The following is an 18,205-nucleotide window of genomic DNA, read 5'->3' as shown; positions in this document are numbered from 1 at the left end:
TTTGTCACTGGGCGGCAGTACGGTGTCCCTCATGCGCCCCGACACGCCTGCCGAGAACGTCGACCACACCGCCGAAGCGGCACGCCTGGAGCGGACCGCCGGCCTGTATCCCGAGGACGCCGAGGCCCTGCTCCTCCAGGCCGCGGCCCACCTGGAACTGTCCGGCGACCGCCCCGCCGCGACGACCCTCTACGACCGCCTGCTGTCCTCCCCGGACGCTCTGGAGAACTCGCACCTGGTGCGGGCCCTCAAGGCGTCGAACCTCTGGGAGTACGGCCATGAGGCGGAGGCCAGGGCCATCATCGAGGGCATCCGCACGGCGGCTCCCCGTGACCCGGCCCCCTGGGTGATCGTCGCGGAGGCGCTGGAATCCCACGACGAGCTGGAGGCGGCCCAGGAGACGTTCACGGAGGGCGTGCGGCTGCTCCTGACGGACGTGACGGAACCCCCGTACTCCACGCATCCCCTGCTCTTCGGACGCCATCGGGTACGGCGGATGCTGGGCGCCGGCCACGACGAATGGGATGCCCTGGCGGACGCCCTGCACTCGTCGCCGGTCTCGCTGGACGAACTGCACGACCCGAAGCGGGTGTGGTCCCTCGGCTCCGACAACCCCCTGGAGCTGGAGGCGGAGATCTGGCGACTGAGGGCGGAGCTGGGGGCGTACCGGGAGGCCCTGTCCCGCCCCTTCCCGGTGGCGGTGCTGCACTGGCCTGCGGGGGAGCTGGCGGAGCTGGTGACCGCCTACCCGTCGCTGGCGGAGGAGTACCCGTCCCATGGGGAGCACCTGGCCGGGATAGAGGGCGCGCTGCGGGAGCTGTCGGCTTCGGGGACGCCGAATCTGGGGATCGTCACGGGGACCGTGCCGTCGTACGAGGCGTTCGCGGCCTCGGAGGGCGCTTCGCCGGGGGACACCGATCTGCTGCCGCAGTACGCGACGACGCTAGCGGCGCGGGGACGAGCGGTGGCCTGGCCGCCGCAGAGGGGGGCTGGTTGCTGGTGCGGGTCGGGGCGGGCTTATGAGGGGTGCCACGGCAGCACGGAGGCATGAACACGGAGGCGTGAAGCGGACTCAGGGGCCCAGGGCAGGCCACGGCGACCCACCATGGCTGCCGTGCCTTGATTTTCGCCGTCGGGGTGACTGGCCTACGGCGTCCGCGTCACCCCGGGGGCCACGTCGTGTGATCGTCACCGTCCCCAGCTCGGCCCTCGGCGGAGGTCACGGCCCCGGGCATACCGCGCCACATGCCGACCGGTTCGCCCTCGACCAGGTATCTCGTCACCGCAGCGACGCCGTCGGCGGCCGCTCCCGCAGTGCCCCGTAGGCGAGGAAGTACGCCGGGACCCGGTTCACCCAACGCGAGGTGGTGACGAGCTCGGTCATCCGCTGGGCGCGCCTGGGGTTCCCGAAGGGCGGGAGACCCGACAGGACCGGTTGGATGACGCGGGCGTGGGCGAAGCGCTGGAGGCCCTGGGCCGCGGCCGTCGTCGGCCGGCGGCGGCGCTGGACCCGGCGTACGTCCCGCAGGCCGACCGTGCCGTCGGACAGCGGTCCGACGAGATGGCGGGCGGCGGCCACGGCGTCCTGGACGGCGAGGTTGATGCCGATACCGAAGACCGGCGACATGGCGTGGGCAGCGTCACCGATGCACAGCAGACCCGGCCGGTGCCAGCGCCGGAGCCGGTCGAGGCGTACGTCGAGGAGCTTCACCTGGTCCCACGACATGAGGGTGTCCATGCGGTCCGAAATCCACGGGACGGCGGCCCGGTATGCGTCGCGGAACCGGTCGAGACCGGCGGCGCGACGGAGGGAGTCGCTGCCCTTGGGGATCAGTGCTGCACACTGCCAGTAGTCCCCGCGGTCGATCATGGCGCTCAGGAAGCGCTCGCCGACGCCGCCCACGAGCCCGTGCGGGTCTCCCTCGCGCCGCGGCAGCCGGAACCACCAGGCGTCCATGGGGCAGCTGAAGCTCCGCAGCCCCAGTTCGGGCCGGGATCGGGCCAGCGAGCCCCGGCCGTCGCACGCCACGGTGAGGTCGGCTCGCAGCTCACCGGTGCGGCCGTCGGCCGTACGGTAGGACACGCCGGTGACCCGACCGCCCTCCACGAGGAAGGAGATCGCCTCCGTACGCATGCGCAGCGAAAAGGAGGGTTCGCGTCCGGCCTCCTCGGCGAGCAGGTTGAGCAGGTCCCACTGGGGCACCATCGCGATGTAGTTGTACTTGCCCCGCAGCGCCCCGATGTTTCCCACGGTGACCAGCGACCGGTCGGGGCCGAGCGGCAGCTGGACCGTCGTCACCCGCCGTTGCGGCAGCCGGGCGAAGCGTTCGTCCAGGCCGAGCTCGTCCAGAAGCGCCAGGGTGGTCGGGTGCACGGTGTCTCCGCGGAAGTCGCGCAGAAAGTCGCCGTGCTTCTCCAGGACCGTCACCTCGACTCCGGCGCGGGCAAGCAGCAGGGCGAGGACCATCCCCGCGGGGCCCCCGCCCACCACGCAGCATGTAGTGCGCTCCGGTTCGGCCATGGTGTCCTGCGCGACCATCGCTCCCCCTCCCTTCGGTAGGGCACCGCATCCGTCACACTGGGCCATACCCTCAAACAACAGCAATCTGCCATAAATGGGTGCTATCTGCCTTGGGAGGCATGATGAGCCAGCAGCCTGTCCTTCTCCCCTATGCCGACCCGGCCTTCGTGGCAGATCCCTTCCCGCTCTACCGACAGCTACGACAGGACGGCCCGGTCCGGCGCGCCGTCATCGCGGGCGGCCTGGACGCCTGGCTGGTCACACGGTACGAGGACGGTCTCGCGGCCCTGTCCGACCCGAGGCTGAGCAGCGACGTCCGTGACGCCTCGGACCCCCGCCTCATGGAGCAGCTGCCCGAGACCGAGCGCGAATCGATGATGAGCAACATGCTGCGCTCCGACCCGCCCGACCACACGCGCCTGCGCCGGCTGGTCTCGAAGGCGTTCACCGCGCGCAGGGTGGCCGAGCTGCGGCCCCGTATCCAAGAGATCACCGACCGCCTGCTCGACGCGGTCGTCCCCACCGGCCGCGCCGAACTCGTCGCGGACTTCGCGCTGCCCCTGCCGGTCACCGTGATCAGTGAACTGCTCGGCGTGCCGGTGGACGACCGGTACGAGTTCCAGCGGTGGACCGACGACATGCTCATGCGCGGGGAGAAGATGCCGGACCCGGCCGTGGTGAACGAGGCCTGGCAGCACATGCGCGCCTATCTGGCCGAGCTGCTGGAGACCAAGCGGGTCCGGCCCGGAGGCGACCTTCTCAGCGCGCTGATCATCGCCCGTGACGAGGAGCAGCGGTTGAGCGAGGACGAACTGATCGCCATGATGTTCCTGCTGCTGGTGGCCGGATACATCACCACGGTCAGCCTCATCGGTGGCGGCATCGCCGCGCTGCTCGCCCATCCGCGCCAGCTGGAGCTGCTGCGAAACGATCCGGAGCTGCTGCCCGGCGCGATCGAGGAGTTCCTCCGCTACGACGGACCGGTGAGCCCCGGCATCGCGCGGTTCGCGCGAGAGGACGTCGAGATCGCCGGCGTGGCCATTCCACGCGGTGCGACGGTGCTGATCGCCTCCGCGATCGCCGACCGCGATCCGGCGCGGTTCACCGACCCCGACCGGCTGGACATCACCCGGCGGGACAACCCCCATCTCGCGTTCGGGCACGGCATCCACTACTGCCTGGGGGCACCGCTGGCCAGGCTGGAGGGCCAGATCGCCATCGGGACGGCTCTGCAGCGCCTGCCCGGCCTCGCCCTGGCCGTGCCGCCTGGCGAGCTGCGGTGGCGGCCCGGCGCGCTGCGCGGACCCATGCAACTGCCTGTCACATTCAGCGCCGCCGCCCGCCCGATGTGAGGCGCACCCGGTCCGGTGCGGCCTGTTCCCGTCCTGCTGTGCCCGGCCTCTCCCCCGTAGACTTCTGCGAGTCGCTCGAAGAGAGGCGGTCACCTGCATGCGTGGCGCGTCCAGCCGCGAGTTCACCCGCTGCTCGGTCGGCGGGACGCCGACCGTGATCGGACCCCGGCTGCCTGCACAACCCGCAAACACGAGCGAGGAAGCCGCCGGGCAGGCTCAACGGGCAGACCGCACCGCCCTGGGCGGGCCACGATGACCCAGACATGGCTCACCTTCGCTCTGATCTTCGCCGCGGGGTGGGGCTGGGCTACGGCGTCCGAGTCACCCTGGGTGCCCTCCGGGGCCGCGAAGGCCTTCGCCGGCTCGGCGTCCGGGGGACGCGCACGGAGGGCGAGGTCGTCCGAGGCCCACGCCGCGAGGGCGATGTGCTCCACTCTGCCCAGGTCCGCTATCGGGCGGGCCCCCAGGAGCAGACGTACCGACGAGCACCCCTGAACGCGGACCGGCATGTACTTCGGGCCGGGTACGCGGTGGTGGTGCGGTACGACCCTGCGGATCCGCGCCGGGTGGTCGTGGAGCGCACTCAGGCGTCCTTCAGTCCTTATACCTACCTGGTGTGCGGGGTGGCGTTGTGTTTTTCGGGGTGGGGTTGGGGGTGTGGAGCCTGGTGTGACCGTCTGGCGGGTTCGCGGAACAGACCCCTCTCTCAACCCGGGCCTTCGATTGTCAGTCGCTGCTGCTAGAACAGATCGATATCGACGCGACTGATCGAAGGGGCGGCCGTGACGGACTCGGGGGACATGACGCAGCCGGTCGCGGGCGTCTACGAGGAGCTCATCACGCATGACCTGCGGCATCAGCTCGAAGGGCTCGAAGCCGCCGGGTGGAAGGCCATCGACGCAGAGGTCAGCGAGGGGGCCACGCCGCATGTCCTGGCCCGATACATCGGCGAGGCCGTGGGGCGCAGGTTGAGTCGGCTGCCGCACAGCGAACAGGTCGCCGCCGCCAATCAGATCATGCGGTCACTGGCTGCCAGCGCCCCCGATCCGGACGAGGACTCGAGCACGATCGCTGACGGTCCCCGGCAACTGCTGGCCCTAGCCGAGCAGGAGGCCCCGGGCGTCTATGCGATCCGCCCTCTGACGCCCCTCTCTGAAACGGCACTGATCACCAACGCACCGGACGACCCTAGTCTGGGGGCGGAGCTGCGGGCCGAGCTCGCCACCGCTGACCGCATCGACCTGCTCTGCGCATTCGTGAAGTGGTATGGGATACGGGTCCTCGAGGACTCCCTCCGTGCAGCGAGGGAACGGGGCGTACCGATCCGTGTCATCACGACCACCTATATCGGCGCCACCGATCGACTCGCCCTGGACCGGCTGGTCCGCGAGTTCGGCGCCGAGGTGAAGGTCAACTACGAGATCAGGTCCACGCGTCTGCATGCCAAGGCTTGGCTCTTCCGACGCAAGACCGGATTCGACACGGCATACGTTGGCAGCTCCAACCTGTCGAAAGCCGCGCTGCTCGACGGCCTGGAGTGGAACGTACGGTTGTCGTCGGTGGCCACCCCTAGGGTGCTCGACAAGTTCGAGGCGACCTTCGACGCTTACTGGGCCGACTCGGCGTTCGAGACGTACGACCCCGAGCTGGACGGAGAGCGGCTGGACGACGCACTAGCCCGGGCAGGCGGCACCGGATCTGCCCGTGACCTCAAGATCAGTCTCTCCGGTCTCGAGGTACACCCGCTCCCCCACCAGAAGGACATGTTGGAGCGCCTGCGCGTCGAACGGGAGATCCGCGACCGCCACCACAACCTCCTGGTCGCGGCGACCGGAACCGGTAAGACCGTCATGGCCGCCCTGGACTACCGGAACATGCGTGACTCGCTCGGCGGGGCGCTCCCACGGCTCCTCTTCGTGGCCCACCGTAAGGAACTCCTGAAGCAGTCCCTACGGACCTACCAAGAGGTACTGGACAACGCCTCCTTCGGTGAACTACTCCACAGCGGAAAGGAACCGCGGGGCTGGACACACGTCTTCGCGAGCGTCCAATCCCTCAACCTCCAACGGCTGGAACAGCTCGATCCCGAGCACTTCGACGTCATCGTCATCGACGAGTTCCACCACGCCACCGCTGACACGTACCGCCGCGTCCTCGAACACTTCAAACCAACCGAACTGCTCGGCCTGACAGCGACGCCGGAACGGATGGACGGGCGCAACGTGCAGGACGAGTACTTCAACGGACGGATCGCCGCGGAGCTGCGACTCTGGGAAGCCCTGGAAAACGACTTGCTCTGCCCCTTCCACTACTTCGGGCTTCCGGACGGCTCGGATCTGACCCGTCTCGACTGGCGTTCGGGCACCTACGACCGGGACCAGCTCGGCCATCTCTACACGGGGGACGAGGCCAGGGCCCGCATCGTCATCAAGCAGGTAAAGGACAAGATCTCCGCCCCAGCAGCGATGCGGGCGCTGGGATTCTGCGTGACCAAGAAGCACGCACACTTCATGGCGGAGTGCTTCCGTCGAGCCGGGTTCCAAGCAGCGGCTCTCGACAGTGACTCCAAGCCCGAGGTGCGCGAGCGGACGCTGGAGGACCTCAAGGCGGGTCGCATCCAAGTCATCTTCTCCGTCGACCTGTTCAATGAGGGACTGGACATCCCAGACGTCGACACGCTCCTGCTTCTGCGCCCCACCAACAGCGCGACCGTCTTCCTCCAGCAACTCGGGCGCGGTCTGCGCCGCACGCCGAACAAGCCCGTCCTGACGGTGCTCGACTTCATCGGCCAGCATCGCGCCGAGTTCCGCTTCGAGGAGCAGTTCCGGGCTCTGACCAACCTCTCCAGAAACCGCCTGGTCGACAGCATCGAGCACGACTTCCCTCATTTGCCGTCCGGCTGCCAGATCATCCTGGAAGGCAAATCCAAGGACCTGGTCCTCGATAACATCCGGACACAGCTCAAGGCCACCATCACGACAATGGCCAAGGAAGTCAGGGACTACAGCACACCGCGGCTGGCGGACTACCTACGCGAGAGCCGACGCGACATCCAGGAGCTCTACAAGAGCGATAACTCCTGGACCAAGGTGTTGCGTAAGGCGGGCTTCATCCGCGAGGAGGCACCGCAGGGCGAAGCCGAGCTCCTCAAGCGCGTCCACGCCTTCCTGCACGTAGACGACCCGGACCGCATCCACGCGTATCTACGGCTGCTCGAAGACGACGCCCCCGACTACGACTCCCTGTCCGCGGAGGAGCAGGCATACGCCCGCATGCTCTTCTTCAACCTGTGGGACAACGCCGGCGGTTTCTCCAGCTACCGCCAGGGCCTTGAGTCACTGCGCTCCCAACGCGTGCTGCGTGACGAGCTCCGGCAGGTCCTGTCGTACGCCCTCGAAGAGGCTGCCCACTTCCCGCTCCCGCTGGAAGGCTCACTCGCCCACATCCCCTTGAAAATCCACAGCTCCTACAACCGCTCCGAGATCCTTTCGGCCCTCGGAGTGGCGCGTCTGGGGGGACAGATGCCGAGGGACTTCGGGCAAGGGGTGCGTTGGATAGAGGAACACAGGACCGACGCCCTCCTCATCACCCTGGAGAAAGACGAGCGGGACTTCTCCCCCACGGTCCGCTACAAGGACTACGCGCTCAGCCCCACCCTCTTCCACTGGGAATCCCAGAGCACCACACCGGAGAACTCCGCAACCGGCCTGCGCTACCAGCGGCACGCCCAGCAGGGGAGCCACGTCCTTCTGTTCCTGCGCCGCTACAAGCGCAACGGCATCGGCAAGGCCGAGCCGTGGCTCCTTCTCGGACCGGCGACCTATGCGGGGCACACCGGCAGCAAACCCATGGCGATCACCTGGAATCTGCACCACGAGCTTCCTGCCGATGTGAGCTCGTACGCCTCGATCACGAGCGGATGAGAACCCGCCTCTCATGGGCATCCGGATGCGGCCGGTTACCGCCGTACGAACGACGCGACCGCCTCGTACAGAGCCCGCGGCTCGTCCAGGTGTACGTCGTGGCCCGCGTCCGGTACGACCCTGAGGTGTGTGTCGGCGGGGCGGCGCGCCCGCATCCCGGTCGCCTCCTCCGCCGGCATCGTCCCCTTCTCGCCCCGCAGGACGAGGGTCGGGCAGGGCACCCGCGACCACTGCTCCCAGTAGTCCTCCGTGGCGAGTTCCTCGACCGCCGCGACCATCGTGTCGCGGTCCACGCGGGCGTGGCCGCCGTCCTCGCGCCAGTCCAGGCCGTCGGCCCAGGCCTCGTGGCCGAGGAAGGCCGCCGCCTCGCGGTGGGAGGGGAAGGGGGTCGGCCAGCTGTCCAGCCACTCCCCTATCTGCGTCGGCAGCCCCGCGTTTCCCCCCGCCGGGCCCGCCTCCACCAGGATCACAGCCGTGACCAGGGCCGGGTGGGCCGCCGCCGTCAGCATCGCCGTCAGGCCGCCCAGGGACTGGCCCAGCAGCATCGCGGGTGACAGGGACAGCTCCTCCAGCACGGTCACGGCGTCCCGTACCGCCGCCGCCCGGGTCATGTCGGCCGGGGTGCGGGTGCTCGCGCCGTGGCCGCGGGCGTCGTAGCGCACCACGCGGTGGCCGTCGGCCAGGAGGCGGGCGGTCAGGTCGTCCCACTCGCCGAGGTGGCCGGCCAGGCCGTGGAGGAGGAGGACGGGAGGTGCCGTCGGGTGCGCGTGCGGCGGGGTGTCGTCGCGGTAGGCGAGGCGGATGCCGTCGGGGGTCGTGAGGTACGCGGTCGGCTCGGTCAACTCGGCTGCCAGTCCTGGTCACTCGGGGAGATGGGGCTCCGACAGCTTCCCCGCTCCCCCACCGGCACCGCCAGTGGATTGCGTTTCGTACGGCGACGGTGGCGGTGGGGGACGGCGTGCGTGACTCAGGAGCGCTGGGGCGGGACGGCCGGGGTCAGTTCCGCCCTGCCGAACAGCAGGGCGTAGCCGGGCGGGAGTTGGGCGAGGATCCGGTCGATCAGGTCCGCGCCGGCCCGCTCGGGCAGGACGCTGAGGACCGAGCTGACGTCCCAGCGGGCCGTGGCGGGGGTCGATCCCTCGATGCGGGCGGCGATCGTGTCGACGAACTCCGGTGCCGGCTGCGGGCGGGTCAGCGGGATCTGGGACGCGATCACTGCGGCCGCCTCGGTGGGAAGCGCGCGGGCGAGGTCGACGCGTTCCTCGCCGGTCACCTGGCCGCCCAGGGCGGACAGGACGATGCGGGTGACGCGTTCGGCCTCCGCGGTGGTCGGGTACTGGCCGGCTTCCCTCACCGACGCGATCAGTTGGCTCCAGCCGTCGCCGCGGGCGCCCGGTCGGGCGTCGTCGCGTACGGCGGAGCCCAGCCGGTTGCGCTGCGGGGTGGGGATCACCGCCCTCGCCGGCGCGGGGGCCGCCGCCCTCGGCATGGTCGTGATCGTCGTCGCGGTCATGCTTGGTGTTCCTCCTCTGGATCCGGTGCGCCGGTGGTGGGCTTCTGGCCGGCGGGTGGGAGCGCAGGCACGCGGACGGGCGCGCAGCACGCGGGCAGGATTCGGCGCGTCCCGCGGCCCCGGGGGGACGGCGGGACCGCGGGACGCGCCGCACGGGGCGTCAGCCGCTCAGCTGCTTGCGCCCTTCGCCGCCGCCCGAGATCTGGATGCGGCGCGGCTTGGCCTGTTCGGCCACGGGGATGCGCAGCGTCAGGACGCCCGCCTCGTACGAGGCGTCGATGCGTTCGGTGTCGAGGGTGTCGCCGAGGAAGAGCTGGCGGGTGAAGGTACCCGTCGGGCGCTCGGCGACCAGGACCTCCGCGTCCTCGGGGGCGGGGGAACGGCGCTCGGCGCGGACGTTGAGGACGTTGCGTTCCACGTCCAGCTCGATCGTCTCGGGGTCGATGCCGGGGATGTCGAAGTGGACGAGGAAGTCGTGTCCGGACCGGTAGGCGTCCATCGCCATCGCGGCGGGGCGGTCGGTCGTGGCACCGAGGACCTGCTGCGCGAGTCGGTCGAATTCGCGGAACGGGTCGGTTCGCATGAGCATCACAGTCCACTCCTCTCGTCGGACGTTGTCTGTGCGATGCCCTACGGCTACTTATATAGCTCGGGGGGAGGAAACTTGACAAGCCCCGACTCAGGTTCAGTGGAATGCCTGGTCCGGGCATAGCCTCGTCACGACTTCGGGGCGACTTCGAGGAGGCAGCAATGGCGAAGGTTCCCAGTTCGGTGATCGCAGCGGGCGGGCTCGTCGGCGGGTACGGCGTGGCCCGGTGGACGAGGAAGCGGCAGCTCGGCGGGGTCGTGCTGGCCGCCGCGGGAGCCGCTGCCGCGCAGCAGTGGCGGCAGCGGGCGGGCGGGAAGGCGGCGGGGGCGCTGACCGCGGCGTACGTCGCCGCGTTCGCCGGGTCGCATCCGCTGGCCAAGAAGGTGGGCGCCTGGCCGTCGGTCTTCGGGGTCGCGGGCGCCGTCGCGCTGGCCTCGTGGGCGGTGGCCGACCGGCGGGGCTGAGGCCTGCCGCGTGGGAAGGGGCATCCGATCGTCACCCCGGTAGCGCTCATGCTCCGGGCAGCCCCGACCGGAAAGCCCGCCGATACCCCTGCGGGCTCGTCCCCACCACCCGGCGGAACCGCTCCCGGAAGGCCGTGGGCGAGCCGAACCCGGTCTGCGCGGCGATCCGTTCGACCGGATAGGCCGTCGTCTCCAGCAGGTACTGCGCCCGCCGCACCCGCGCCCGGTGCAGCCACTGCAGCGGTGTCGTCCCGGCCTGTTCGCGGAAGCGGCGGTTGAGGGTGCGGGTGCTCATGCCGGCGTGGGCGGCGATCTCGTCCAGGGTGAGGTCGCGGTCGCAGTGCTCCTCCAGCCAGCGCAGCACCGGTTCGAGGGTGGCTCCGGCGGGCGCGGGCGGCAGGTCGTGGACGATGAACTGGGCCTGTCCGCCCTCCCGTTCGAGGGGCATGACGGACATGCGGGCGGCCTGGGCGGCGACGGCCGAGCCGTGGTCCCTGCGGATCATGTGCAGGCACATGTCGAGGGCCGCGGCCGCCCCGGCCGAGGTGAGGAACTGGCCGTTGTCGACGTAGAGGACGTTCGGGTCGACCGTCACCTTCGGGTACCGCTCGGCCAGGTCGCGCGCCGCGATCCAGTGGGTCGTCGCGCGCAGGCCGTCCAGCAGGCCCGTCGCGGCGAACAGGAAGGCTCCGACGCAGATGGAGGCGATGCGCGTGCCGTTCGCCGCCGCCTCGCGCAGCGCCTCGGTGACGCCGTCCGGCAGCGGGTCGGGCGGTTCCTCGACGCCGGGCAGGACGATCGTGTCCGCCTCCGCGAGGGCCTCGAGGCCGTACGGCGTTCGCACCGTGAACGCCCCCGCGCTCACCTCGCGCGACGGCGAGCAGACCCGCACCCGGTACGCCTCCCGGCCGTCGGGCAGCCGCGCCCAGCCGAAGGCGTCGATCGGGGCGGACAGGTCGAAGGGCACGACCCGGTCGAGGGCCAGTACGGCGACGGTGTGCATGGCGAGAGCGTAGGCGTACGACGGATTGCGGCCAACCCCGGCCATCGGGGCCGTACGCCTTCCGTGCCGCGTGGATGGCGCTGGCGAGAATCCGTCGGCCTCTGGCATTCCCGCCACTTCTGCACGCTCCGCCGCCCGCCTACCGTCACCCCGTGACCAAGTTCCTCCTCGCCGTCCACGTGCTCGCCGCGATCGTCGCCATCGGTCCCGTCACCGTCGCGGCCAGCATGTTCCCGCCCGCCGCCCGCCGCGCCCTGGCCGCCCCCGACGACACCCGCGCGGCCGAGACGGTACGGCTGCTGCACCGCATCTGCCGGGTGTACGCCGCCGTCGGCATCGCCGTGCCCGTCTTCGGGTTCTTCACGGCGAGCGCGATGGGGGTGATGGGCGACGCCTGGCTGATCGCGTCGACCGTGCTGACCGTCCTGGCGGCGATCGTCCTGGTCGTCCTCGTCCTGCCCCGCCAGGAGATCCTCGTCGGGGGCACCGGGACCCGCGAGGCGACCGTGCGACTCGCCATGTTCACCGGGGTGTTCAACCTGCTGTGGGCGGTGGTGACGGTCCTGATGATCGTACGGCCGGGGTCGACGACGGGGGCTTAGCCGGCGCCCTCCGGTGCCCGGCGCCGGGGGCTGCCGACGGGTTTTCGTTACCGCGCCGGGCTCCGGCACGTCTCCCCCGCATGCACGTGACGCGAACTCCACAGACACGACCGTTCGGCCGCCGGAGCCTGCTGAAGGCCGCGGGCGCGGCCGCCGGGGCCGCCGCCGTGGGCCCGGCTCCACCGCGGCGGACGCGGGCGCCGGGACCGCCGGCGGCTACGCGCACCCCGGGATGCTGCACACCCCGCGCCTACCTGGACCGTATGGCCGCCAAGGTGAAGGCCGGCGCCGCGCCTTACGCCGCCGGGTACGCCAAGCTGACCGCCAACCGCCACGCGCGGAGCGGCTGGACGGTTAACCCGCAGGCGACCGTGTACCGGGGCTCGGGAAGCCCGCAGAACTACCGGACCCTCTACAACGACGTGCACGTCGCCCACCAGAACGTCCTGCGCTACCAACGTCGGCTGCGACACCGCCCACGCCGACACGGCCGTCTCGATCCTCAACGCCTGGTCGGCGACGCTCACTTCGCTCCGCCTTCCCGTCCCCAGGGGCGGAGCCCCCTTCGACCCCGCCAGAGGGCTCCGCCCCCTGAACCCCCGGCGGGGCTGCGCCCCCGCACCCCTCGCGGGGCTGCCGCCGCCGCTGCGCCCCTGCCTTGGTGCGCTCCCGCACGCCGGCAAGCCCACTATGGGCGCTGCCCGAACCGCCACGCCGGGCCGCCATCGGGCCAAGGGCCGCGCTGCGCGAGCCCCGCCACGCCCAAGCCGGCGTCAGGCCGAGCTCGCGCCACGCCCGCTCCGAGCCGACCGCAGCGCTGCTCCAGCCCCCTCACGCCGTCGCCGGCGTCAGGGCCAGACTCGCGCCCCTCCGAGCCGACCGCAGCGCTGCTCCGACCCCCCTCACGCCGTCGCCGGCTTCGGGCCCTGGGGGCCTTGTGGGTTGCCCGGGTCGTTGGGGTCCTGGGGGGCCCGTGTGCCGCCGGACGTGACCTTGGTGCGGGCCTTCGTCGCCGCTGCGGTCAGCGGCTTGGCGATGTCCTCCAGGGAGCGCCGCTCCGCCCGTACGGCGAGGAACGCGGCCACCAGGCCCGCCGCGCACATCAGCGCGGCGCCGATCTGGAAGGCGAGGACCGTGTCGCCGACCTTGCCCGTGCCGGTGAGGTCGGCGAACAGCAGGGGGCCGCTGATGCCGCCGGCGGCGGTGCCGAGGGCGTAGAAGAAGGCGATGGACATCGCGCGCGTCTCCATGGGGAAGATCTCGGAGACCGTGAGGTAGGCGCTGGAGGCGCCCGCCGAGGCGAAGAAGAGGACGGCGCACCAGCAGGCCGTCAGGGTGGACGCGCTCAGCGAGCCGCGGTCGAACAGCCAGGCCGTGCCGAACAGCAGCAGGCCGGAGAGCAGGTACGTCGACGAGATCATCACCCGGCGGCCGACCGTGTCGAACAGCTTGCCGAGCAGCAGCGGGCCGAAGAAGTTGCCGAGCGCGATGACGGCGAAGTAGTAGCCGGTGTTGCCGCTCGGCACGTCGAAGAACGTGGTGAGGATCGCGCCGAAGCCGAAGGTGATGGCGTTGTAGAGGAAGGCCTGGCCGATGAAGAGGGAGAAGCCGAGGACCGCGCGCCGACGGTAGTCGGAGAAGACCGTGCGGCCGATCTCGACGAAGGAGACGCTGCGGCGCTGGTGGATGGTGAGCTCGCCCTCGGCCGGCGGCAGCGGCTCGCCCCTCTCGGCCTCGATCTGCCGTTCGATGGAGGAGACGATCCGTTCGGCCTCGTCGTCGCGGCCGTGGATCAGCAGCCAGCGCGGACTCTCGGGCACGTGCCGCCGTACGAGGAGGATCACCAGGGCGAGGACGGCGCCGAGCGCGAACGTCAGCCGCCAGCCCACGTCCGCCGCGAACACGTCGGTGTCCAGCGCGACGATCGACAGCAGGGAACCGCCGACCGCGCCCAGCCAGAAGCTGCCGTTGATCATCAGGTCGACGCGGCCCCGGTACTCCGCCGGGATCAGTTCGTCGATCGCGGAGTTGATCGCCGCGTACTCGCCGCCGATGCCGAAGCCGGTGAGGAAGCGGAAGAGGAGGAACCACCAGGTCTCGAAGGAGAACGCGGTGAGGGCGGTGGCCGCCAGGTACACCGCGAGGGTGATCATGAAGAGTTTTTTGCGCCCCCAGCGGTCGGTGAGCCGGCCCCAGAAGAGGGCGCCGATGCAGGCGCCCGCCACATACAGGGCCGCCGCGATGCCGGTGACCTGCCCGGAGGAGATCGGCAGCCCGCTTCCGGGCTCCGACAGGCGGCTGGCGATGTTGCCGACGACCGTGACTTCGAGGCCGTCGAGGATCCACACGGTGCCGAGACCGATCACGATCGTCCAGTGCCAGCGGGACCATGGGAGGCGGTCGAGGCGGGCGGGGATGTCGGTCGTCAGGGTTCGGCCGGTCTCGGCCTGTGCGGTGGTCATGGGCTCCCTCCTCGTCGAGCGGAACCCCGGTCGGGTTCCCCGAGGAGGACCGGCTACGCCCCCAGCCCTCTCGCCACCGTGTAGATCAACAGCCCCGCCAACGACCCGACCACCGTGCCGTTGATCCGGATGAACTGCAGGTCACGGCCGATGTGGGCCTCGATCTTGCGGGTGGTGTGCTCGGCGTCCCAGCCGGCCACGGTGTCGGTGATGAGGGACGTGATCTCCTTGCGGTAGGTCGTCACGACGTGGACCGCCGCACCCTCGACCCAGCTGTCGACCTTCTCCTGGACCTTCGGCTCGGTGGCCATGCGGGTGCCGAGGGAGAGCAGGGCGGCCCGCACCCGCAGCCGCAGCTCGCTGCGCTCGTCCTCCGCCGCCGCGACCATCATGGAGCGGACGGCGGTCCAGGCGGAGGCGATGAGGTCCTGGACCTCGCCGCGGCCCAGCACCTCGCCCTTGAGCCGCTCGACCCGCGCCCGCGTGTCCGTGTCGGACTGCAGGTCGGCGGCGAAGTCGCCGAGGAAACGGTCGAGGGCGGTGCGGGCCGGGTGGGACGGCATGTCGCGCATCTCCGCGCAGAACCGCAGCAGCTCCTTGTAGACCCGCTCTCCGACCTTCCGGTCGACGAACTTCGGCGTCCAGCCGGGCGCGCCGCCCTGCACCGCGTCCATCACGGAGTCCGCGTGCAGCACCAGCCAGTCGTGCGCCCGGGTGACGACGAGGTCCACCGCCCGCCGGTGGCCGCCGTCCGCGACGATCCCCTCCAGCATCTTCCCCAGGCCGGGCGCGACCTCCTGGGCGTCCGCCCGCCGCGTGATCGCCTCGCCGACCACCGCCTGCACGTCCGAGTCGCGCAGCACGGTCAACGCGCCCCGCAGGGCCGTCGCGAGCTCGGCCGTCACCCGGTCGGCGTTCCCCGGCTCGGCCAGCCACACGCCCAGCCGGCTGCCGATGCCGACCGAGCGCAGCCGCTGCCGTACGACGTCCTCGGAGAGGAAGTTCTCCCCGACGAACTCGCCGAGGGAGACGCCGAGCTGGTCCTTCTTGGTGGGGATGATCGCGGTGTGCGGGATGGGCAGGCCCAGCGGACGGCGGAAGAGGGCGGTGACGGCGAACCAGTCGGCGAGCGCGCCGACCATGCCGGCCTCGGCGGCCGCCGCCACATACCCCGCCCAGGCGCCGGCGCCCTGGTGGGAGGCCCACTCGGCGAGGACGTACACCACGGCCACGAACAGCAGCAGTCCGGTCGCGGTGAGCTTCATGCGCCGCACGCCCTGCCGGCGCTCCTCGTCGGCGGCGCTGAAGACGTTCATGGCGCGCGCAGCGGGCGCGACACTTTTCTCCGATACTTCCGTTCTTGACCGATCCATCCACTCCACCCGTTCCGGATGCCCCGCGTCCGCCACGCAAACATTGTCCCTACATGACCGACTCCTGGAACGGAACAAGAGTTCCCGGCGTCTGTCAGGTGGGGGAGATCAACGGTGACCTCCTAGCACGATGTACGGAGCCTCGCCGCTCCCTCGCCCGAGGAGAATCACACCCGCATGACCGAGCGTCACGACGGGGGCGTGGGGATGTCCCCCGCACAGCACCGCGCCACTCTGTCCGCGATCGTCCTACTGATCGTGGCCCTCTCAGCGGTCATCTACACCGGGGTCGACGCCGGACACGGCCGCGGCGACGACGCCCTCGCCGCGCCCCGAGCGGCCCACAACCCCGCCGCCCCCGTCTCGACCGGCGTCTGGGTCGGCACCTGGGCCGCCGCCCCCGTCGGCGGCGAGCCCCTCACCGACGGCGACGGCATGGCGGGACGCACGGTCCGCAACGTCGTCCACACCAGCGTCGGCGGCACGAGCGCCCGCATCACCCTCTCCAACCTCTACGGCACCCGGCCGCTGACCGTCACCGCCGCCACGATCGCCCTCGCGGCCGGCGACGACAACCCGGCCGCGGCGGCCGGCACCCTGCGCCGGCTCACCTTCGGCGGCACGCCCGCCGTCACCGTCCCCCCGGGCGGGCAGGCCGTCAGCGACGCCGTCGCCCTCGCCGTCCCGGCCGACTCCGACGTCCTCGTCAGCACCTACGCCCCGGACTCCTCCGGACCGGTCACCTACCACCGGCACGCCCGCCAGACCAGCTACGTCGCCGACGGCGAGCACACCGAGGACCTCACGGGCGGCCCGTACACCGGGCACAGCACGGCCTGGCGCTACCTCACCGCGCTCGACGTCCTCAGCAACGAGGCCGACGGCACCGTCGTCGCCTTCGGCGACTCCCTCACCGACGGCGTCACCTCCACCCCGGGCGCCAACCGCCGCTGGCCCGACGTGCTCGCCGACCGGCTGCGCGCCGCCGTCGCCTCCGGCGCGGAGGCGCCCCGCCACGGCGTCGTCAACGCGGGCATCAGCGGCAACCAGGTCCTCGCCGACGGCCGCGGCCGGCCCGCGGACAACCCCAGCGGCCTCAAGCGCTTCGAGCGGGACGTCCTCGGCCGCCCGAACGTCAAGGTCGTCGTCATCGCCCTCGGCGTCAACGACATCCTGCGCAACCGCGCCCTCGCCGACCCCGACGCCGTCGTCGCCGGCCTGCGCACCCTCGTCGACCGCGCCCACGCCCGCGGGGTCAAGGTCGTCGGCGCCACGCTCATGCCCTTCCGCGGTCACCGCGGCTACACCGAGCCCCGCGAGGACGTACGCCGCCGGATCAACGAGGCGATCCGCTCGGGCACGGTCTTCGACGAGGTCGCCGACCTCGACAAGGCCCTGCGCGACCCGTACGACCCGCGCCGGCTGCGGTCGGACTACGACTCGGGCGACAGCCTCCACCCCAGCGACAGGGGGTACCGCAGGATGGCGGAGGCCGTCGACCTGGCCGAACTGGAGGGCTCGGCACCGGCCCGGTTGTAGTGCACGCCGGCCGCACGGTCACGTGCCGTGCGGCCGAGGGGCGGGAGGCGCGACCCGGCGTGGCGGCACACCACCCGCGCCCACCCGTGCCGCCCGGGCGGCACGCACGCCCGCGGTCCGCGGCGGCTACTCCTTGTGGCGGCGCCTGTCGTGCCGGAAGTCGCCGTGCAACTCCCGCCTCGCCCGCCGCTCCACCTCGCGGGCCTGCCGACGCTCCAGCTTCGCCTGCCGCCGCTCCTCACGGGTCAGCTTGCGCTCGATGCCGACCCCGCCCCAGAACGCGAACCCGGTCACCACCACGCGCGGCGCCCCCGGATCCCCCGGGACGCCCGTCTCCCCGTCGTCGAAGCCGCCCATGACGCCGAGACCCCGCACGACGACCTCGACACCCGGCGGCACCACGATGTTCACCCCGCCCATGATCGCGACGCAGTTGATCACGACCTCCTCGGCGGCGAAGTCCGCCTCGCGCAGATCGAGCTCCCCGCCGCCCCAGAAGGCGAAGCAGCCGAAACGCCGGGGCACCGTCCAGCGCCCCCTGCGCTGGAAGCCGGACATCACCGCCACGGCCCACGTCGACGTGCCCTCGCCGCCCACGATCCGCCCGGCCCAGTTCCCGGCCGCCTGCGGCTCCTTCCGCAGGGACACGGCGGGCAGCGGCGGGGTCACGCCCGCGACCGGCAGGTCCCGGGTGATCGGCGCCAGCTCGCCGTACGTCCGCGCCCGGTACGTCGCGTCCAGCCGCTCCTCGAACTCCGCCATGTCGAGCCGGCCCTCGGCCAGGGCGTCCCGCAGGACCTCGGCGACCCGCTCACGGTCGGCGTCGGAGGCGCGGAGGTCCGGGAGTGCGTCGTCGGTCATACC

At 71.5% G+C, this 18,205-nt stretch carries 15 protein-coding genes; 7 read left to right on the top strand and 8 right to left on the bottom strand.

Features of this window, described 5'->3' with window-relative positions; translation table 11 throughout:
- Positions 1 to 31 precede the first annotated feature (31 nt).
- Positions 32 to 1,051, top strand: a complete 1,020-nt coding sequence (locus tag ACIHAR_RS21300; protein WP_400021013.1) for an SEC-C domain-containing protein — start codon at positions 32 to 34, stop codon at positions 1,049 to 1,051.
- Between the two features lie 228 nt (positions 1,052 to 1,279).
- Here ACIHAR_RS21300 and ACIHAR_RS21295 read toward each other — a convergent pair whose 3' ends face one another.
- On the bottom strand, positions 1,280 to 2,539 hold the full coding sequence (locus tag ACIHAR_RS21295; RefSeq protein WP_400021011.1) for an FAD-dependent oxidoreductase: 1,260 nt from the start codon (positions 2,537 to 2,539) through the stop codon (positions 1,280 to 1,282).
- A 104-nt stretch (positions 2,540 to 2,643) separates the two neighbouring features.
- On the opposite strand from ACIHAR_RS21295, the gene ACIHAR_RS21290 reads away from it, so the two are divergent.
- From ACIHAR_RS21290 to ACIHAR_RS21280, 3 genes are all read left to right on the top strand, one after another.
- Entirely contained in the window at positions 2,644 to 3,873 is a 1,230-nt protein-coding gene (locus ACIHAR_RS21290) for a cytochrome P450 (RefSeq protein ID WP_400021010.1), read from the top strand.
- Positions 3,874 to 4,136: 263 nt separating this feature from the next.
- Positions 4,137 to 4,616: a DUF3592 domain-containing protein gene (locus ACIHAR_RS21285; RefSeq protein ID WP_400021008.1), complete on the top strand. Its 480-nt coding sequence runs from the start codon at positions 4,137 to 4,139 to the stop codon at positions 4,614 to 4,616.
- A 57-nt stretch (positions 4,617 to 4,673) separates the two neighbouring features.
- Positions 4,674 to 7,796, top strand: a complete 3,123-nt coding sequence (locus ACIHAR_RS21280) for a DUF3427 domain-containing protein (RefSeq protein ID WP_400021006.1) — start codon at positions 4,674 to 4,676, stop codon at positions 7,794 to 7,796.
- 35 nt (positions 7,797 to 7,831) lie between these two features.
- Here the strand turns inward: ACIHAR_RS21280 and ACIHAR_RS21275 are convergent, their stop codons facing one another.
- The 3 genes from ACIHAR_RS21275 to ACIHAR_RS21265 all read right to left on the bottom strand — a co-directional run bounded on the left by ACIHAR_RS21275 (position 7,832) and on the right by ACIHAR_RS21265 (position 9,898).
- A complete protein-coding gene (locus tag ACIHAR_RS21275; RefSeq protein ID WP_400021004.1) occupies positions 7,832 to 8,638 on the bottom strand; it encodes an alpha/beta fold hydrolase in 807 nt (268 codons plus the stop codon).
- Between the two features lie 125 nt (positions 8,639 to 8,763).
- On the bottom strand, positions 8,764 to 9,309 hold the full coding sequence (locus tag ACIHAR_RS21270) for a DUF2267 domain-containing protein (RefSeq protein WP_400021002.1): 546 nt from the start codon (positions 9,307 to 9,309) through the stop codon (positions 8,764 to 8,766).
- A gap of 160 nt (positions 9,310 to 9,469) precedes the next feature.
- Positions 9,470 to 9,898: an Hsp20/alpha crystallin family protein gene (locus tag ACIHAR_RS21265; protein WP_365461952.1), complete on the bottom strand. Its 429-nt coding sequence runs from the start codon at positions 9,896 to 9,898 to the stop codon at positions 9,470 to 9,472.
- A gap of 161 nt (positions 9,899 to 10,059) precedes the next feature.
- On the opposite strand from ACIHAR_RS21265, the gene ACIHAR_RS21260 reads away from it, so the two are divergent.
- Complete coding sequence (locus ACIHAR_RS21260) at positions 10,060 to 10,362, top strand: hypothetical protein (protein WP_365461954.1); 303 nt, start codon at positions 10,060 to 10,062, stop codon at positions 10,360 to 10,362.
- Between the two features lie 46 nt (positions 10,363 to 10,408).
- Here the strand turns inward: ACIHAR_RS21260 and ACIHAR_RS21255 are convergent, their stop codons facing one another.
- The gene (locus ACIHAR_RS21255) at positions 10,409 to 11,365 is read right to left on the bottom strand and encodes a GlxA family transcriptional regulator (RefSeq protein ID WP_400021084.1); all 957 of its coding nucleotides are present in this window, start codon (positions 11,363 to 11,365) and stop codon (positions 10,409 to 10,411) included.
- A gap of 152 nt (positions 11,366 to 11,517) precedes the next feature.
- On the opposite strand from ACIHAR_RS21255, the gene ACIHAR_RS21250 reads away from it, so the two are divergent.
- Entirely contained in the window at positions 11,518 to 11,967 is a 450-nt protein-coding gene (locus ACIHAR_RS21250; protein ID WP_400020999.1) for a hypothetical protein, read from the top strand.
- A 902-nt stretch (positions 11,968 to 12,869) separates the two neighbouring features.
- Here the strand turns inward: ACIHAR_RS21250 and ACIHAR_RS21245 are convergent.
- Together ACIHAR_RS21245 and ACIHAR_RS21240 are read right to left on the bottom strand one after the other, a co-directional pair.
- Positions 12,870 to 14,429: an MFS transporter gene (locus tag ACIHAR_RS21245; protein WP_365461958.1), complete on the bottom strand. Its 1,560-nt coding sequence runs from the start codon at positions 14,427 to 14,429 to the stop codon at positions 12,870 to 12,872.
- Between the two features lie 53 nt (positions 14,430 to 14,482).
- Positions 14,483 to 15,802, bottom strand: coding sequence for a DUF445 domain-containing protein (locus tag ACIHAR_RS21240; RefSeq protein ID WP_365461960.1), 1,320 nt, complete (start codon positions 15,800 to 15,802; stop codon positions 14,483 to 14,485).
- A gap of 177 nt (positions 15,803 to 15,979) precedes the next feature.
- Here ACIHAR_RS21240 and ACIHAR_RS21235 point away from each other — a divergent pair, with 177 nt between their 5' ends.
- Positions 15,980 to 17,341 (top strand): SGNH/GDSL hydrolase family protein, encoded by a 1,362-nt coding sequence (locus ACIHAR_RS21235; protein WP_400020996.1) that lies wholly within the window; start codon positions 15,980 to 15,982, stop codon positions 17,339 to 17,341.
- 126 nt (positions 17,342 to 17,467) lie between these two features.
- On the opposite strand, the gene ACIHAR_RS21230 is transcribed toward ACIHAR_RS21235, so the two are convergent.
- Positions 17,468 to 18,202 carry a DUF1707 domain-containing protein gene (locus ACIHAR_RS21230; protein ID WP_400020994.1) on the bottom strand — a complete coding sequence of 245 codons (735 nt, stop codon included), beginning with the start codon at positions 18,200 to 18,202 and terminating at the stop codon, positions 17,468 to 17,470.
- Positions 18,203 to 18,205 lie beyond the last annotated feature (3 nt).

The sequence above is a fragment of the Streptomyces sp. NPDC052016 genome, from assembly GCF_044548445.1.
Lineage (GTDB): Bacteria > Actinomycetota > Actinomycetes > Streptomycetales > Streptomycetaceae > Streptomyces.
This window is presented reverse-complemented; position numbering and strand designations above follow the sequence as displayed.

Coding starts and splice junctions, on each gene's coding strand:
- ACIHAR_RS21300 (WP_400021013.1), top strand. CDS start 32: ATGCGCCCCGACACGCCTGCCGAGAACGTCGACCACACCGCCGAAGCG.
- ACIHAR_RS21295 (WP_400021011.1), bottom strand. CDS start 2,539: ATGGTCGCGCAGGACACCATGGCCGAACCGGAGCGCACTACATGCTGC.
- ACIHAR_RS21240 (WP_365461960.1), bottom strand. CDS start 15,802: ATGGATCGGTCAAGAACGGAAGTATCGGAGAAAAGTGTCGCGCCCGCT.
- ACIHAR_RS21280 (WP_400021006.1), top strand. CDS start 4,674: ATGACGCAGCCGGTCGCGGGCGTCTACGAGGAGCTCATCACGCATGAC.
- ACIHAR_RS21255 (WP_400021084.1), bottom strand. CDS start 11,365: ATGCACACCGTCGCCGTACTGGCCCTCGACCGGGTCGTGCCCTTCGAC.
- ACIHAR_RS21285 (WP_400021008.1), top strand. CDS start 4,137: ATGGCTCACCTTCGCTCTGATCTTCGCCGCGGGGTGGGGCTGGGCTAC.
- ACIHAR_RS21260 (WP_365461954.1), top strand. CDS start 10,060: ATGGCGAAGGTTCCCAGTTCGGTGATCGCAGCGGGCGGGCTCGTCGGC.
- ACIHAR_RS21245 (WP_365461958.1), bottom strand. CDS start 14,429: ATGACCACCGCACAGGCCGAGACCGGCCGAACCCTGACGACCGACATC.
- ACIHAR_RS21290 (WP_400021010.1), top strand. CDS start 2,644: ATGAGCCAGCAGCCTGTCCTTCTCCCCTATGCCGACCCGGCCTTCGTG.
- ACIHAR_RS21270 (WP_400021002.1), bottom strand. CDS start 9,309: ATGACCGCGACGACGATCACGACCATGCCGAGGGCGGCGGCCCCCGCG.
- ACIHAR_RS21265 (WP_365461952.1), bottom strand. CDS start 9,898: ATGCTCATGCGAACCGACCCGTTCCGCGAATTCGACCGACTCGCGCAG.
- ACIHAR_RS21230 (WP_400020994.1), bottom strand. CDS start 18,202: ATGACCGACGACGCACTCCCGGACCTCCGCGCCTCCGACGCCGACCGT.
- ACIHAR_RS21235 (WP_400020996.1), top strand. CDS start 15,980: ATGACCGAGCGTCACGACGGGGGCGTGGGGATGTCCCCCGCACAGCAC.